The sequence below is a fragment of the Enterococcus sp. 6D12_DIV0197 genome (genome assembly GCF_002174385.1).
Taxonomy (GTDB): domain Bacteria; phylum Bacillota; class Bacilli; order Lactobacillales; family Enterococcaceae; genus Enterococcus_D; species Enterococcus_D casseliflavus.
Map to the genome: position 1 here is coordinate 2,498,654 of NZ_NIBN01000001.1, position 14,274 is coordinate 2,512,927.

The 14,274-nt window shown below is 43.2% G+C and carries 16 protein-coding genes; 5 read left to right on the forward strand and 11 right to left on the reverse strand.

Annotated features, from left to right (window positions below):
- Positions 1–123 precede the first annotated feature (123 nt).
- From A5867_RS11580 to dnaX, 11 genes are all read right to left on the reverse strand, one after another.
- On the reverse strand, positions 124–465 hold the full coding sequence (locus tag A5867_RS11580; protein ID WP_005229830.1) for a P-II family nitrogen regulator: 342 nt from the start codon (positions 463–465) through the stop codon (positions 124–126).
- A 16-nt stretch (positions 466–481) separates the two neighbouring features.
- Positions 482–1,699 carry an ammonium transporter gene (locus tag A5867_RS11585; RefSeq protein WP_087627661.1) on the reverse strand — a complete coding sequence of 406 codons (1,218 nt, stop codon included), beginning with the start codon at positions 1,697–1,699 and terminating at the stop codon, positions 482–484.
- Between the two features lie 171 nt (positions 1,700–1,870).
- Positions 1,871–2,731 carry a 16S rRNA (cytidine(1402)-2'-O)-methyltransferase gene (rsmI, locus tag A5867_RS11590; RefSeq protein ID WP_015509949.1) on the reverse strand — a complete coding sequence of 287 codons (861 nt, stop codon included), beginning with the start codon at positions 2,729–2,731 and terminating at the stop codon, positions 1,871–1,873.
- Positions 2,732–2,801: 70 nt separating this feature from the next.
- Positions 2,802–3,149, reverse strand: a complete 348-nt coding sequence (locus A5867_RS11595) for a DNA replication initiation control protein YabA (RefSeq protein WP_026008088.1) — start codon at positions 3,147–3,149, stop codon at positions 2,802–2,804.
- A gap of 19 nt (positions 3,150–3,168) precedes the next feature.
- The gene (locus A5867_RS11600; RefSeq protein ID WP_087627662.1) at positions 3,169–3,969 is read right to left on the reverse strand and encodes a stage 0 sporulation family protein; all 801 of its coding nucleotides are present in this window, start codon (positions 3,967–3,969) and stop codon (positions 3,169–3,171) included.
- A 29-nt stretch (positions 3,970–3,998) separates the two neighbouring features.
- Entirely contained in the window at positions 3,999–4,931 is a 933-nt protein-coding gene (holB, locus tag A5867_RS11605) for a DNA polymerase III subunit delta' (RefSeq protein ID WP_087627663.1), read from the reverse strand.
- 14 nt (positions 4,932–4,945) lie between these two features.
- Entirely contained in the window at positions 4,946–5,275 is a 330-nt protein-coding gene (locus tag A5867_RS11610; RefSeq protein ID WP_005229817.1) for a cyclic-di-AMP receptor, read from the reverse strand.
- Between the two features lie 32 nt (positions 5,276–5,307).
- The gene (gene tmk, locus A5867_RS11615) at positions 5,308–5,955 is read right to left on the reverse strand and encodes a dTMP kinase (protein WP_005229815.1); all 648 of its coding nucleotides are present in this window, start codon (positions 5,953–5,955) and stop codon (positions 5,308–5,310) included.
- A 20-nt stretch (positions 5,956–5,975) separates the two neighbouring features.
- Positions 5,976–6,572, reverse strand: coding sequence for a recombination mediator RecR (gene recR, locus A5867_RS11620; RefSeq protein ID WP_005229813.1), 597 nt, complete (start codon positions 6,570–6,572; stop codon positions 5,976–5,978).
- 14 nt (positions 6,573–6,586) lie between these two features.
- Complete coding sequence (locus A5867_RS11625; protein ID WP_005229811.1) at positions 6,587–6,901, reverse strand: YbaB/EbfC family nucleoid-associated protein; 315 nt, start codon at positions 6,899–6,901, stop codon at positions 6,587–6,589.
- 20 nt (positions 6,902–6,921) lie between these two features.
- Positions 6,922–8,643 carry a DNA polymerase III subunit gamma/tau gene (gene dnaX / locus A5867_RS11630; protein ID WP_015509951.1) on the reverse strand — a complete coding sequence of 574 codons (1,722 nt, stop codon included), beginning with the start codon at positions 8,641–8,643 and terminating at the stop codon, positions 6,922–6,924.
- Between the two features lie 283 nt (positions 8,644–8,926).
- On the opposite strand from dnaX, the gene A5867_RS11635 reads away from it, so the two are divergent.
- From A5867_RS11635 to A5867_RS11655, 5 genes are all read left to right on the forward strand, one after another.
- A complete protein-coding gene (locus A5867_RS11635; RefSeq protein WP_010749514.1) occupies positions 8,927–10,156 on the forward strand; it encodes an SPFH domain-containing protein in 1,230 nt (409 codons plus the stop codon).
- A gap of 16 nt (positions 10,157–10,172) precedes the next feature.
- Positions 10,173–11,294, forward strand: coding sequence for an ATP-binding protein (locus tag A5867_RS11640; protein WP_087627664.1), 1,122 nt, complete (start codon positions 10,173–10,175; stop codon positions 11,292–11,294).
- On the forward strand, positions 11,291–12,115 hold the full coding sequence (locus A5867_RS11645; RefSeq protein ID WP_010749512.1) for a TPM domain-containing protein: 825 nt from the start codon (positions 11,291–11,293) through the stop codon (positions 12,113–12,115). The genes A5867_RS11640 and A5867_RS11645 overlap by 4 nt, the downstream gene beginning before the upstream one ends.
- Before the next feature lie 97 nt (positions 12,116–12,212).
- The gene (locus A5867_RS11650; RefSeq protein WP_087627665.1) at positions 12,213–13,763 is read left to right on the forward strand and encodes an ABC transporter ATP-binding protein; all 1,551 of its coding nucleotides are present in this window, start codon (positions 12,213–12,215) and stop codon (positions 13,761–13,763) included.
- Positions 13,764–13,772: 9 nt separating this feature from the next.
- On the forward strand, positions 13,773–14,210 hold the full coding sequence (locus A5867_RS11655; protein WP_087627666.1) for a helix-turn-helix domain-containing protein: 438 nt from the start codon (positions 13,773–13,775) through the stop codon (positions 14,208–14,210).
- Positions 14,211–14,274 lie beyond the last annotated feature (64 nt).

The following is a 14,274-nucleotide window of genomic DNA, read 5'->3' on the forward strand; positions in this document are numbered from 1 at the left end:
ACGAACAGAAGTTCCCTATCAAGCAAGGAATCGTGGGAAGCACGCAAAAAGGACCAATCTTCATTGGTCCTTCCTTCTACATTCACTGCTTTTGCGGCCCTCTTCATGGTCCAAGAAGTTCTACTATAAGGCAGCTTCCCCTCGTTCATTAGTGCGAATCCGAATCGCTTCTTCCAACGGGTAGACGAATATTTTGCCGTCACCGACTTCATCTGTCCGACAGATCGATACAATCAGTTCAATCACCGCATCGACTTTTTCATCTGCTAAAACAAAACGGACATTTACTTTTGGTAAAAGAGTTGTGATCACTTCTTGGCCACGAATAAACTCTTTGAGGCCTTTTTGATTGCCGCAGCCCAGCACTTGACTGACTGTCATGCCGCTGATCAAATCAGACTGGTCTAATGCGGCCTTTAGTTCTTCTAATTTTTCTTGGCGAATAATCGCTTCAACTTTTTTCATGACTGCTCCTCCACTCTTAAGAATCTAACCCCATAAAGGTAGGATAGGCCGTTTCGTCATGTTCGATCCGATCCATCCCCACTGCTTCTTCTTGTTGCGATACGCGAATCGGCATCACCCATTTGATCAAAGTGATAATGACAAAGGATAAGATACCTGCAAATAGAATCGTAAATACGATACTTTCGGCTTGTACGAGAAAAAGATCAACGCCGCCATAGAGCAATCCTGACCGTCCACCCACTGCTGGATCCGCAAAGATCCCCGTCATCAAACCGCCAAAGATCCCGCCTACGCCATGGCAACCAAAGGCATCCAGCGCATCATCTAATCCTAGACGATGTTTGATGACAGAAATAAAGAAGTAGCAAAACGGACTGACTAAAGCGCCAATGATAAAGGAAGACCAAAGCGAGACAAATCCCGCACCTGGTGTGATGGCAACTAAGCCCACGACGGCTCCAGTACACGCACCAACGATCGTCGGTTTGCCCAACACGATTTTTTCGATCAGCATCCAAGAAAGCATCGCACTGGCTGCTGCCGTATTCGTGGTCATTAGGGCGTGGATCGCTAGACCATCAGCTGCTAACGCAGAGCCAGCATTAAAGCCAAACCAGCCAAACCATAAAAGGCCAGCACCTAGTACAACAAAGGGAATATTATGAGGACGATATTCGGTTTGATGAAATTCTCGCCGCTTACCGACAACGACCGCTAAGACTAACCCACTGATACCCGAACTGATATGAACGACATTGCCTCCTGCAAAATCGATCGAGCCGATCGCATCTAAGAAACCGCCGCCCCATACCATATGTGCCATTGGAAAATACACGAGAACTAGCCAGAAGCCGATAAATAGGAAAATAGCTGAGAAACGCATTCTGCCCACGACAGATCCAGTAATGATCGCCGTTGTGATCAAGGCAAACATCATTTGAAAGGCCGCAAATAACCCTTCAGGAATCCCTTCTCCTTCTGTCATCGAGACATGATTGAAAAAGACTTTATCTAAATTCCCAATAAATGAGCCTGTGCCGCTAAAAGATAAGGTATACCCTAAAGCGACCCATAGCACAGACGCCAAGCCCATCGTACAAATCACCATCATCATGGTATTGAGGATGTTTTTGCGACGTTCCAATCCTCCGTAAAAAAATGCCAATGCTGGAGTCATAAGAAAAACCATGCCGCTACAAATTAAAATAAATGCAATATTCCCTGTGTTCATTTTTGACGCCTCCTTTTCTTTATGTTAGCTATCCTAACATCATATTTTCAAATAATCTAGATTTTTCTGAGAAAACCGTGAATTTTCTGAAAATAGCTAACTATTGATGTCAGATAATTTAACACAAGTCCGAAAAAAGACAAAAAAATACCGAGAGAATTCTCGGTATGATTACGTTTCTAATTGATGGTAGGCTTGATAAACAAGCTGTTTCTTCACTTGATTGCGTTTAGCCACTTCTTTGATGGCTTCTTTCGAAGACAAGTCTGCCTCTTCCATCAAGGCTGCCACCTGTTCAGCATAGCTTCCTTCATAAACGACTTCAGGGATTTCAGAAGCGCCTTCCACTAATAGACAGCATTCCCCTTTGATTGGTTGTTGGTCGAGGTATTCAATCAATTCTGAAAAGGTCCCTCGCAAATATTCTTCGTGGATTTTTGTCAATTCACGGCAGATAACTGCTTGACGTTCTCCCAATACCTCTTTCATCGTTTCGATCGTCGCTGCGATTCGATACGGTGACTCATAAAAAATCATCGTAGCTTTTTGGCTTGCCAATTCACTTAACGCTTGCTTTTGTTCTTTTTTCTTACGAGGTAAAAAGCCATAAAAAAGATTCGGCTGCGGTGATAAGCCAGAAGCGATCAGCGCGGTCAAACCAGCCGTAGGTCCTGGGAGCGCAATCACTGCGATTCCTTCGACCAAGCACGCCTTGACTAATTCATGACCTGGATCACTAATGGAGGGCATACCAGCATCACTGCATTGGGCAATAGTCTTGCCCATTTGCAGCTGTTCTATCAGCTGTGGCACCCGTTCTTTATAATTGTGTTCATGTAAGCTTTTTTGCGGTGTCGCAATCTCAAAATGATTCAACAATTTCTGGGTATTTCGAGTATCTTCACTTGCGATCAGGTCCGCTTCTTTTAAAATTTTGACACATCGGAACGTCATATCTTCCAAGTTACCGATCGGTGTTGGAACAAGATATAGTTTTCCAGTGTCTTGTTTATAACTTTGCTGCTTTTGCATGTACTGCTCCTTTCGAAAAAAAGACCAGCAGAAACTGATCTTTTTTCTAACGAACCGCTTCGTCTGTCAGCTATTTGCCGCTTTCACGATAGATCACTTCTAGACAAAACGCACAAGGTTCGTCATGTTCTCTGCGAGAACCGTATAAGTCATAACAAACATGAAATCCTTCTTCGTAAATCTTTTCTAAATTCATCCGTGATTTAGAAAGCTCTTGTTTGACCGATTCAGCGGGTGCATCTGCCACTTGGTTCAACTCACGAATGTGTTCACGTAAGCGTTGATTTTCCAATTCTAATGTCGTATTTTTTTCGACGATTTCTTGCAAAGACTGCTTCATTTCCGCTAGATTATTCAAGGAATTTTGCAACTCCACTTCTAACTGATTCAATCCGTCATATATTGATCGTTTGTCCATGCTCATTATGGTCACCTACTTATTTTGTCACTAGTTCTTCATAATCATACTCGATTGGTGTTTGCCGATCATGCAAACGGACTTTGATCACTCGGCTCAACAGATCCAGCCCGACCACACGTCCTTTGCCATCTGGCGTTTCAACTTCCTTGCCGCGATCCGGCAATTCTTTTTTTGCACGCTCATACTCTTCACTTTCGTACTTAAGACAACACATCAAACGACCACATAACCCTGAAATTTTTGCAGGATTTAAGGAGAGTCCTTGATCCTTAGCCATCTTGATGGACACTGGGATAAAATCGCCTAAAAACGTCGCACAGCATAGTTTGCGACCGCAGGGTCCAACTCCGCCTAGCGCCTTTGCTTCATCCCTGACACCAATTTGGCGCAGTTCGATCCGTGTATGAAATTCACTTGCCAAGTCTTTGACCAACTCACGAAAATCGACGCGGCTTTCTGCCGTGAACGAAAAAATCAGTTTTGTGCGCTCAAAGGTATATGCCACCCGAATCAGCTTCATTGGCAGCTGGTGTGCTCGGATTTTTTCTTTCCCGATTTTCAACGCATCGTCTGCTGCTTTTTGATTGGCGGCAGCTTGCTCCAAATCTTTTTTCGTCGCTCGACGCAGGATCGGTTTGACTGCTTGAGGCAAATCGCTCTCATTCATTTTTCTGCTTTTTGTAACCACCGTGGCAAGACATTTGGCATCTTGTGATTCCACGATGACTTGTTCATTTATGGTATAGGTCTGTTTTTTTGGTGTGTAAAAATAAATCTGGCCCACGTCATGATAACGCACTCCGACAACTTCGATCATCTCTGGTCTCCTTTTCCGGCTGCTGCGTTTTATCCATAGATGATTTTCACGGAAAATTGTTCTGCCACTCCTTGGAAAGACACATTGGCTTGCAATTTTTTTTGTGCTTGCAATGCGGCTTCAATGGCACGATTGATCTCTTTTCCCCATAAACCTTGTGCCAACAATCGATCTCGTTCCTCTTGAAAGTAAAATAACAAGAGCAAAAAGATTTCTGATTGCTGATTTTTTTCTTTTGCTAGACCCAATAATTTTTTCTGAACAAAAATAAATGCTTGCGGGTCTTTCTTCAAAAGGTAATTCACCCAACGCTTAACAGCATCCTTAGTTTCATTAAACCATTCATCCTGCGAGATTTCAACTGCTTTATGATAACTATTCGTCAAGTGGCTCAGAAGTCGACTCGTCTCTTTGGAAAGTCCTTCTTCTTGGAGCTTCTCCTGTAGTTTTTCTTTTGACAGCTGCGAAAAATGAATGATCTGACAGCGAGACTGAATCGTCGGCAAAATACGTCCTAAACTCTCAGTTTCTAAAATCGCCAAAAAGTTTCCCACCGGTTCTTCCAAAAACTTTAATAGGCTGTTGGCAGCGCTGTTGTTCATTTTGTCAGCTTGAGACAAAATAAAGATTTTCAGACGACTTTCAAAGCCGCTTTTTGAGAACTCCTCTTGCAGCTGCCGAATCTGGTCGACTTTGATCATCTGCCCATCCGGCTCGATTTGGATGACGTCAGGATGCTCTCCTTGGGCGATCCGCAGACAATTGCTGCAAGTGCCGCACGGGGCTTCTTCTTGCACATTGGTACAAAAAAGGCGTTTTGCGAGCCACAGACTTAATTCGTGCTTGCCAGTCCCCTTGTCCCCTTCAAAAAGATAAGCATGAGCAATGCGCCCATGCTTGATACTTTTTTTTAGTTGGGCAAAAACAAGAGGCTGATATTCTTGTAGAAATAACTCCTCCATGAAAAGCTCCTTTTTTAATATTGATGGAATCCGTCAACCGGTAGCACGAACACAGTTGCTCCGCCGACTTCGACTTCGACTGGATAAGGAACTTGACCGTCTAAGGAAATGTCTAAAGACATCGGTGTCGAGACATATTGTTTTCTTGATTGACAGGTTTTTTTGATCAATTCTAATGCATCTTGTACCCGATCGTCTTCAATACCAATGATAAACGTACTGTTGCCAGCCTTTAAAAACCCACCCGTTGAGGACAATTTTGTAGCACGGATATTGGCATCAATAAACTCATTTGCCAAACGATTACTGTCTTTGTCTTGTACGATTGCCATAATTAATTTCATGGGACCATCTCCTTTGTGTTATCCAACCTACTCTAGATTGACTTGAAGTAAGCAGGATACGATTCAACGATTGCTGAATAGCTGGATTCAACAACTTCTTGTAACCCCATTCTAGCATCAATCTTATGAATGCGTACAGGATTTTCTTCCGCCAGCTTAAGATACGCATGACGAACCCGTTGATGAAACTCCAATCCTTCCGAATCTAAGCGGTCATATTGATGTGCGCGGTTTTCTTGGATGCGACGCAAGCCAGTATCAGAGTCAACATCTAGATACAAGGTAAAATCAGGCGTCGTTCCTTCCGTCGCAAACTCGTTGATCCGTGCGATCTCAGGAATCCCGATGCGGCGTCCAGCTCCTTGATAGGCAAGCGAACTGTCAACAAAGCGGTCACAGATCACGATGTGTCCAGCATTTAATGCCGGCAGGACAACCTCAATCAAGTGTTGGCGGCGGGCCGCTGCATAAAGTAAGGCTTCCGTCCGCTCATCCATTTCTTCATTTCGCGGATCTAAAATAATTTTACGAATCTTTTCAGCGATTTTAACTCCGCCAGGTTCTCTTGTTTTCACGATTTTTCTTGTTGCTTCAAGCTGTAACCGAGGATACAACTCTTCGATCACACTGGTTTTTCCAGCACCATCCGGTCCTTCGATGGTTATAAACAATCCATTCACCCTAATTGCCTCCAATATCTTTATAATTCTCGGCGACCTTCAACTGCTTTTAGCAAGGTCACTTCATCCGCGTATTCAATATCGCTGCCCACAGATAAGCCATGAGCCAAACGCGTGACTTTAATACCAGCAGGCTTGATCAAACGTGACATATACATCGCCGTTGCTTCACCTTCCGTGGTCGCATTGGTCGCAATAATCACTTCTTTGACCTGATCATCATGCAGCCGCTGTATCAGCGATGCAATGTTGATATCTTCTGGACCTGTCCCTTCCATCGGGGATAACACGCCATGCAGCACATGATAAAGTCCATGATACTCCCGGACTTTTTCTAGTGCCATGACATCTTTAGGCTCTTCAACCACTAAAATCGTTTCTTTGTCTCTTGTTGGATCACTACAGATCTCACAAGGATCTTCTTCAGTTATATTTCCGCAAATACTGCAAAAGTGCAAATCTCGTTTGACACTAAGCAACGATTTGGCAAACTCATTGACGACTTCTTCTTTCATATCGATTGTATAAAATGCCAAACGTGTCGCGGTTTTTTGTCCGATTCCCGGCAGTTTCATGTAACTGTCGATCAATCGGGCGATCGGTTCAGGATATTGCACCGTCATTTCTCCTTTTATAGACCCGGAATGTTTCTTGTATATTTGCCCATCGTTTGTTCCGATTCTTTTTCAATTTTCTTCAATCCGTCATTAACAGCTAAAATGATCATATCTTGCAGCATTTCCACATCGTCAGCATCAACGATCGCTTCATTGATAGTAATGTCTTGTAATGTCTTATCGCCAGTAAAGGTCGCTTTGACATAGCCATTTGTCGATTCGCCGATAAATTGTTTGCTGTTCAGCGCTTCTTGTTCTTTCATCATTTCTTTTTGCATTTTTTGCATTTGTTTCATCATGCCTTGCATATTTCCCATGCCTCGCATCATTATCAATCACTCCATTTTCATTAATTTTCTTCAATGCTGGTTAATTCACCAAATAACTCTTGCGCTTTTGTTACTAAGTCGTCATTTTCAGGTTCGACAGGAGCGGCTTCGGTCTCTTCTTGGTCTACTTCAATTTCCGAATCTGCCGTTGCTTGACCGCCGGCCAAAAACTCTTGCCGTAGTGCTGGCCAACTTTCTTTTGTGATAAAGACAGCCTGGGGGGCGTAGTCTTTGATCATGCGAGACAATTGATTATGGATCATCAATTGAAACTCTTGGTCGTTACTTGCTCGCTGGCATAAGATCTCATAGTCAAAAGCGATCACGACGCCCGATTCGCTGGCAGCTTTTGCTTCACTGGAATGCAGCATAGCTCTTTGCGTCACGGAAAGAGACATCAAAAGATCGTCCCAAACATTGCGAACGTTTGCCAAGTCTTTCTTCGTTGCACTTTTCAGTACTTGGAACACGCGTTCCTTTGGTAAACGGAACGTAGTGGTCGCCTTGGCTTTCTTCACTGGCGCAGTGGTTTCCGCAACGGCACCTGCCGGTCGATTCTCCTGCAGTCGTTGCACCTCTGCCTGAAGTTTTTGCAATGCTTGCCGTAACTGCGCCACTTCTTGACTATTATCAGCTGAATTGCTAGCAACAGCAGCACTTTCTGGATCATTGGCTAATTTGACCACAGCCACTTCCAGATAGATCGTAGGATTGTTCGTAAATCGTACTTCATTTTGCGTATCGTTTAAGACCGTGATCCAGTGATAGATTTTTGCTGGCGGGGTATTTTTTGCCAGCGTTTGAAACGCTTCAGTCAACTGCAGCGACTTTTCAGATAGCAGCTGCGGCGCTTGTTGATACATCAGCAAGTCTCGACAATAAACCAACAAGTTTTCCAATAAACGTCGGGCTTCTTTACCAGAGGCTAATAACTCCCGCAAGGTCGCTAACGCATCGGCAACTTCTTTTTCCCCGCAAGCTTGCATCAGACGGTCCATCATTTCATAGGACAAGCTGCCCGTCACTTCAAGAGCATCTTGGGTCGTTACGGTTCCATCACTAAAAGCGATCGCCTGGTCGGTGATACTCAAGGCATCCCGCATACCGCCTTCTGCGGCTCGCGCAATGATCTGTAAAGCTTCTGCTTCGTAATTGATCTCACTAGTAGTAAGGACCGTTTCTAAATGACCCACGATATCTTGCGTATTGATCCGTTTGAAATCAAAACGTTGGGTTCGAGAAATGATCGTTGCTGGAATCTTATGGGGCTCTGTTGTTGCCAAAATAAAGACAACATTTTTCCGTGGTTCTTCCAATGTTTTTAGTAAAGCGTTGAATGCGCCTGTTGACAGCATGTGCACTTCATCAATGATATAAACTTTGTATTCAGCTTGGGTCGGTGCATAGTTCGCACGATCACGAATAAAGCGAATTTCTTCTACACCGTTGTTGCTTGCCGCATCGATTTCGATCACGTCTTCTTGCGTCCCTGCTGTGATTGAGCGACACATATCGCACTCATTGCAAGGCTCACCGTTGACCTGGTTCGGACAATTGATGGCTTTGGCAAAAATTTTCGCTGCACTTGTTTTCCCGGTTCCTCGAGGACCCGTAAATAAATAGGCATGCGAGATCTGGTTTTGATCGATTGCATTTTTTAAGGTTTGGGTAATTGCTTTTTGTCCGACAACATCATCAAAACGCTGAGAACGCCAAACACGATATAATGCTTGATAAGCCATAGTTTTCCACACTCATTTCAAAATTCGCTACCTTCTATTATACGTAATATCAGCCAAAAAAACCACAGTTTGCGTGGGGGAATCTCAAAAGAAATGGAAATTTAATCCGCAATCTCCAATTTGTCTCTTTTATTCAAATCCACCTGCGAACGAACCGTTTATTGATGGATTTTGCGAAAAACTCCTCTCCAACTTTAGACTGATAACGTAAATCTCACCTCCTATGGTATAATGAATCTATGTTCATCTATTGTGATGAAAACAATTTAAAGGAGGACTGAAAATGGGTATTATCAAAGCGGCAACAAGCGCAATTGGCGGCGGATTAGCAGATCAATGGCTAGAGGTGATCGAGCCTGACAATATGAGCGATTCGACAGTAATGACAAAAGGTGTCAAAGTGCGGCGTAATGACAAACGCGGTTCCAACAGAAAAGGCACAGAAGATGTCATCACTGATGGCTCAGTGATTCATGTCTATCCGAATATGATGATGTTATTGGTTGATGGCGGGCGAATCATCGATTATACCGCCGAAGAAGGCTACTATACAGTGAAAAACGAATTAGCGCCTTCAATGTTAAACGGTTCATTGAAAGATGCGATTTCTGAAACGTTTGACCGCTTTAAGTTTGGTGGCGTTACACCGCAAAAACAACAAGTTTTTTATATCAATCTACAAGAAATCAAAGGGATTCGCTTCGGTACTTCCTCGCCTTTGAATTATTTTGACAACTTTTACAACGCAGAACTTTTCTTGCGGGCGCACGGAAACTATTCCTTACGAATTACCGATCCAATTTTGTTCTATACGAATGCGATCCCAAAAAACAAAAGTCAAGTCGATATCAACGACATCAACGAGCAGTACTTAGCTGAATTTTTGACCGCCCTACAAACAGCGATCAACAAAATGTCCGCTGATGGCGAACGAATTTCTTACGTTCCATCTAAGAGCATGGAATTAAGCAAATATATGGGAACAGTTCTTGATGACAGCTGGCGAGAACTCCGAGGAATGGAAATCGTTTCGGTTGCCGTCGCAAGCATCTCTTATACGGATGATTCCGTAAAATTGATCAACATGCGGAACCAAGGGGCAATGTTAGGTGACCCTTCGATTCGTGAAGGCTATGTTCAAGGTTCGGTAGCTCGTGGTATGGAATCTGCCGGTAGCAATGCCGCTGGCGCTACGACTGGGTTTGTTGGCATGGGCATGGGGATGAACGCTGGTGGCGGTTATTTGAACCAAGCGTCACAAAACAACCAACAGCAGATGCAGCAGCAACAAGCACCTGCACAAAGCAACGCAGATCATTGGGACTGCCCACAATGCGGCACATCTAATACTGGTAAATTCTGCAGCAATTGCGGCACGCCTAAACCAACGAGCGATGGACCAAGTCTGAAAATGAAATGCAGCGATTGTGGTGAAGTGATTGATTTAGCCAACGGCATTCCAAAATTCTGTCCGAATTGCGGCAAACCTTTCAAAGGTGTCCCAGTAGACTAATTGAGGAGGATTGCTGATGGATGTTATCACACATAAGTGCCCCAATTGCGGGGGCGCTTTAACCTTTGATCCTGGCGATCAAAAATTTCATTGTCCATTTTGTCTGAGTATTTTTACTGAAGACGAAGTCACTGCCTTTGAAGAAAAGCAAAAAGAAGCGCAAATGGCCGCTGATTCTTCTGTAGATGCCACGGCTACCTCAGTGACGGAGCCGAGCCTTGAAGAAGAAGTGCAGCAACAAGCCAATGCACAAGCGGGACAGATGGACCTTTTCACCTGCCCCAGCTGCGGTGCTGAAATCGTGACGGATGCGACTACAGCTGCAACCTATTGCTACTTTTGCCATAACCCGGTCGTTTTATCTGGACGGCTTTCGGGAGAATTTTTGCCAAACAAAGTCCTTCCCTTTGCGATCGAAAAAGAAGAAGCAACGCAAAAGTTTTTAGAATGGGCGCAAAAGAAAAAATTCGTCCCACGGGATTTCTTCGACCAAGCACAAGTAGAGAAATTGACTGGCGTATACTTCCCTTATTGGGTCGTCGATGCCGAGATGAACGGCTCCCTCTCAGGAATGGGTACCTCCTTGCGTATTTGGCGCGTTGGTGATATTGAATATACTGAACACAAACAATACGATGTCTTGCGACGAGGAAAAATCAAGGTGAATGAATTGCTCAAGCATGCGCTGTCAAAAAACGTCCAACAAAAAATGGTAACTGGCGTTCAGCCGTTTCCCCTTGAAAAAGCTGTTAATTTTCGCAGTCAGTATTTAGCCGGCTTCCAAGCAGAAAAAAGAGACATTGAATACATTGCTCTTTCCGACGAAGTCAAAAACGAATTATCGGGGTATGCTGAAAACCTGCTAGCAGGTACCGTCAATGGCTATACTAGTTTTAAACGCAACAATCGATCCATCAATCTAACAAAAGAAGAAAACAATTACGTTTTGCTTCCTGTATGGCTAGTGACCTATCGAGCCGATGATGAAAACAAGAGTGCCTTTTATTATGCGATGAATGGGCAAACAGGAAAAGTCAGCGGTGTTTTACCAATCAGTTACAAACGCTTGGGAATCGTCAGTGGCGCAATTTTCGCGGCAACGACCATCCTCGCATTGATTGGAGCGTATTTCTTATGAAAAAACTATCCTATTTGTTGCTTCTGCTGGTTGGCTTTTTCTTCACCACCCTGCCCGCCTTCGCAGCCGAAGAGACAGTCGCAGACCACGCTGGACTTTTTACCGAACAAGAAATCCAGAAGTTGAATGAAGAAGCAGAAGCGCTGAATGCGAAAATCAAAGGCGAAGTGTTTATTCAAACAACGAACAGCAACACGGGAGATATCGAGTTGTATACTAATCGATATCTTTCAAGACGGATCGGCAACGACAACAATGGATCCGCTTTGGTGATCGATATGTCGCAACGTAAATTTCACGTTTCGACTTCTGGAAATATGATCGATTACCTCACTGACTCACGTCTAGACAAGCTACTTGATGCGGTATTTGACCAGATGGCAGAGGGAAATTATTACCAAGCGGCATTGGTCTATCTGCAAAAAGCGGCTGGTTTTGTGGAAGCAGGTGTTCCTGCCGATCACTATCGTATCGATCGTGATACTGGAAAAATTACTTATTACAAAGTGATGACGCCACTAGAAATTGCTATTTGCTTAGCAATCGCAGCAGTGATCAGTATCGCCTTTTTCATCATTGTTAAATCCCGTTACCAATTAAAAATGGGCGGCTACAAATTTAACTATCTAGAAAAATCAAGTATTGATCTGACCCAAAAAGAAGATCGCTTAGTCAACTCCTTTGTCACAACCAGACGCATCCCTCGGCCTTCGAATAATGGCGGAGGCGGCGGTGGTGGCGGTTTTTCTGGCGGCGGAGGCGGCAGTACGACCCACTCTTCTGGCGGCGGTACTTTCGGCGGCGGCGGACGCAGCTTTTGATTTTTCAAGAGTTCCTTTAATCAGGAACTCTTTTTTTGTTGACATTTTTTATAAAAACATCTACCATTTAGGAAAACATAGGAAATGAGTTGGTATTTTGATTGAAATTATTAGAAAGAACAAACTTTTTATTAGTTTGAGTAGCCTACTAGTATTCTTAACTGTCCTAACAAACCTAGCCTTCCCATTGCTTTTACAAGAAGATCACGCACTGCGCTTCGATCATCTCGTTGGCTTATTAGCGTTCATATTAAGCATTACTTATTGCGCACAATTCTTACTGATTGTGATGAAAGAGCGCTATGCAGCTACGATGAACGTTCGCCATCTCTTGGAATTGTTAAAAAAAATGAAAAGAAAGAGTTATGTAGAGCTTTCTGAAAAGGAACCCACTTATCTATTAAACCGCATCTTTGGCGTTGTTGATTCCTTATACTTGTTTATTTGTGGTAGTTTTAGCGAAGCCATTCGCTGCTTTTTCTTATTGCTGATCCCGCTTTTTTTGTGTTTCCAATTGCATTATTTACTGGGTTTCATTTTACTATTGCTATTTCCCATCAATGTTTTTGGGTTTCGATGGATCAATCAACAGTTAAGTATCAAGATGAAAAATATGCAAGAAGCATTTGCTCTTAGCAATAAGGAAATGTTAACAACATTGTCCCATATTGATACAATGAAGCAATGGAGTGACGCTGTTCTTGAACAGCTGTTTTCCTCTCAATTGACATCGATGTATCAAACATTAGCAAACACCAATACTTTTGCCCAAACGACTAGTTTAGTCCTTAATGCGATCAATCAGATCGCCCAGATAGGCATCTATTTGTTTATGATTCAAGGAATATTACAAGATGAATTGCCAACCTCTGCGTTGATTTTGATTGGCGTGCTATTGCCCATTTACTTTTCTGCATTAAGTGGTTTAACGAAAATCAATCTTGATACAGCCACTCTCAGGATCAATCAACGTTTTGTTAACGAAGAATTGGCTGCTCCCGAGGACTGCTCGCACCAAACGAGTGAAGCTGCTCTAAGTCTTACTTTCGACCACCCTGTCGTATCAATTGGCAACCGCAGCTTTTCCTTCCCCATTGAAGAAACCTTGAAACCTGGTGAACATATTTACTTGGCTGGCACTTCAGGAAAAGGAAAATCAACGTTTTTAAAGGCGATTGCTGGTCTGTATCCATCAGAAGGAATATCGCTTTCCACGAAGAGTAAACGCATCAAGCCGAGAAAACCTGAAACAGATAAAACCATCTACCTTGCTCAAGAACCTACGATTCTCTCTCGGACAATTGAAGAAAATCTTGTATGGGGAAGAAAAATGACGGAAGAAGAAAAAACAATTATCGAAACCTCTGGTATTTTAGCGCCCATTTTTCAACAGCGCTCTTGGACCAGCAGGCTTACGGAAAACGGAGCCGATTTATCAGGAGGAGAAAAGCAAAGAATCGCTTTGGCTCGCTTATTAGTAAGTGATGCAGAAATTTTTTTGCTAGATGAAGCTACTAGTAGCCTTGATGATGAATCTGCCGAGACGATCATGAAGTGTCTAAAAAAACATGCGGAAAAACGTATTATCATCTATACTAGTCATAAGAAAGAGGAGCAACGCTTTTGCGATCGCATAATTACTTTGTAGGAGGAACCGATGAAAGATTATTATACCGTTGAAGAAGTCGCTGAAAAACTGGGCGTAACGACTCGAACCATCCGAAATTATCAAAAGACCAACCAACTTAAAGGGACAAAAGTTGGCGGACAGTGGCGCTTTTCTTACAAAGATGTGGCTTCGTTGATGGGCGAACCATTTGAAGATCCCCTGCTTTCTTTTGCTTCAATACGTTCAGAAAAACAGATACCCGAAAGCTTACTTGCCATTGATTTCTTTATTGAATCAGAAGAATTACTGCAACAGCAAAAAAAAATCGTTATTGATGAATTCAATGCACTTTACTCAGGGGAAAGTCGGCGTTTTTACTTTGAAAAAATCCACCCAACGATGGCACGATTTACATTGGTCGGACCATTGAAATATGTAACAACCTTTGGACAGTGGATCGAAACAATACTTTCTCCCCCAAAGTAATCATCTGAGCACCTGCTTTGAATTTAAAAGAAGAGACCCAATTAGGAGAATGTCTAATCAGGTC

Coding starts and splice junctions, on each gene's coding strand:
- A5867_RS11580 (WP_005229830.1), bottom strand. CDS start 465: ATGAAAAAAGTTGAAGCGATTATTCGCCAAGAAAAATTAGAAGAACTA.
- A5867_RS11585 (WP_087627661.1), bottom strand. CDS start 1,699: ATGAACACAGGGAATATTGCATTTATTTTAATTTGTAGCGGCATGGTT.
- rsmI (WP_015509949.1), bottom strand. CDS start 2,731: ATGCAAAAGCAGCAAAGTTATAAACAAGACACTGGAAAACTATATCTT.
- A5867_RS11595 (WP_026008088.1), bottom strand. CDS start 3,149: ATGGACAAACGATCAATATATGACGGATTGAATCAGTTAGAAGTGGAG.
- A5867_RS11600 (WP_087627662.1), bottom strand. CDS start 3,969: ATGATCGAAGTTGTCGGAGTGCGTTATCATGACGTGGGCCAGATTTAT.
- holB (WP_087627663.1), bottom strand. CDS start 4,931: ATGGAGGAGTTATTTCTACAAGAATATCAGCCTCTTGTTTTTGCCCAA.
- A5867_RS11610 (WP_005229817.1), bottom strand. CDS start 5,275: ATGAAATTAATTATGGCAATCGTACAAGACAAAGACAGTAATCGTTTG.
- A5867_RS11625 (WP_005229811.1), bottom strand. CDS start 6,901: ATGATGCGAGGCATGGGAAATATGCAAGGCATGATGAAACAAATGCAA.
- dnaX (WP_015509951.1), bottom strand. CDS start 8,643: ATGGCTTATCAAGCATTATATCGTGTTTGGCGTTCTCAGCGTTTTGAT.
- A5867_RS11635 (WP_010749514.1), top strand. CDS start 8,927: ATGGGTATTATCAAAGCGGCAACAAGCGCAATTGGCGGCGGATTAGCA.
- A5867_RS11640 (WP_087627664.1), top strand. CDS start 10,173: ATGGATGTTATCACACATAAGTGCCCCAATTGCGGGGGCGCTTTAACC.
- A5867_RS11645 (WP_010749512.1), top strand. CDS start 11,291: ATGAAAAAACTATCCTATTTGTTGCTTCTGCTGGTTGGCTTTTTCTTC.
- A5867_RS11655 (WP_087627666.1), top strand. CDS start 13,773: ATGAAAGATTATTATACCGTTGAAGAAGTCGCTGAAAAACTGGGCGTA.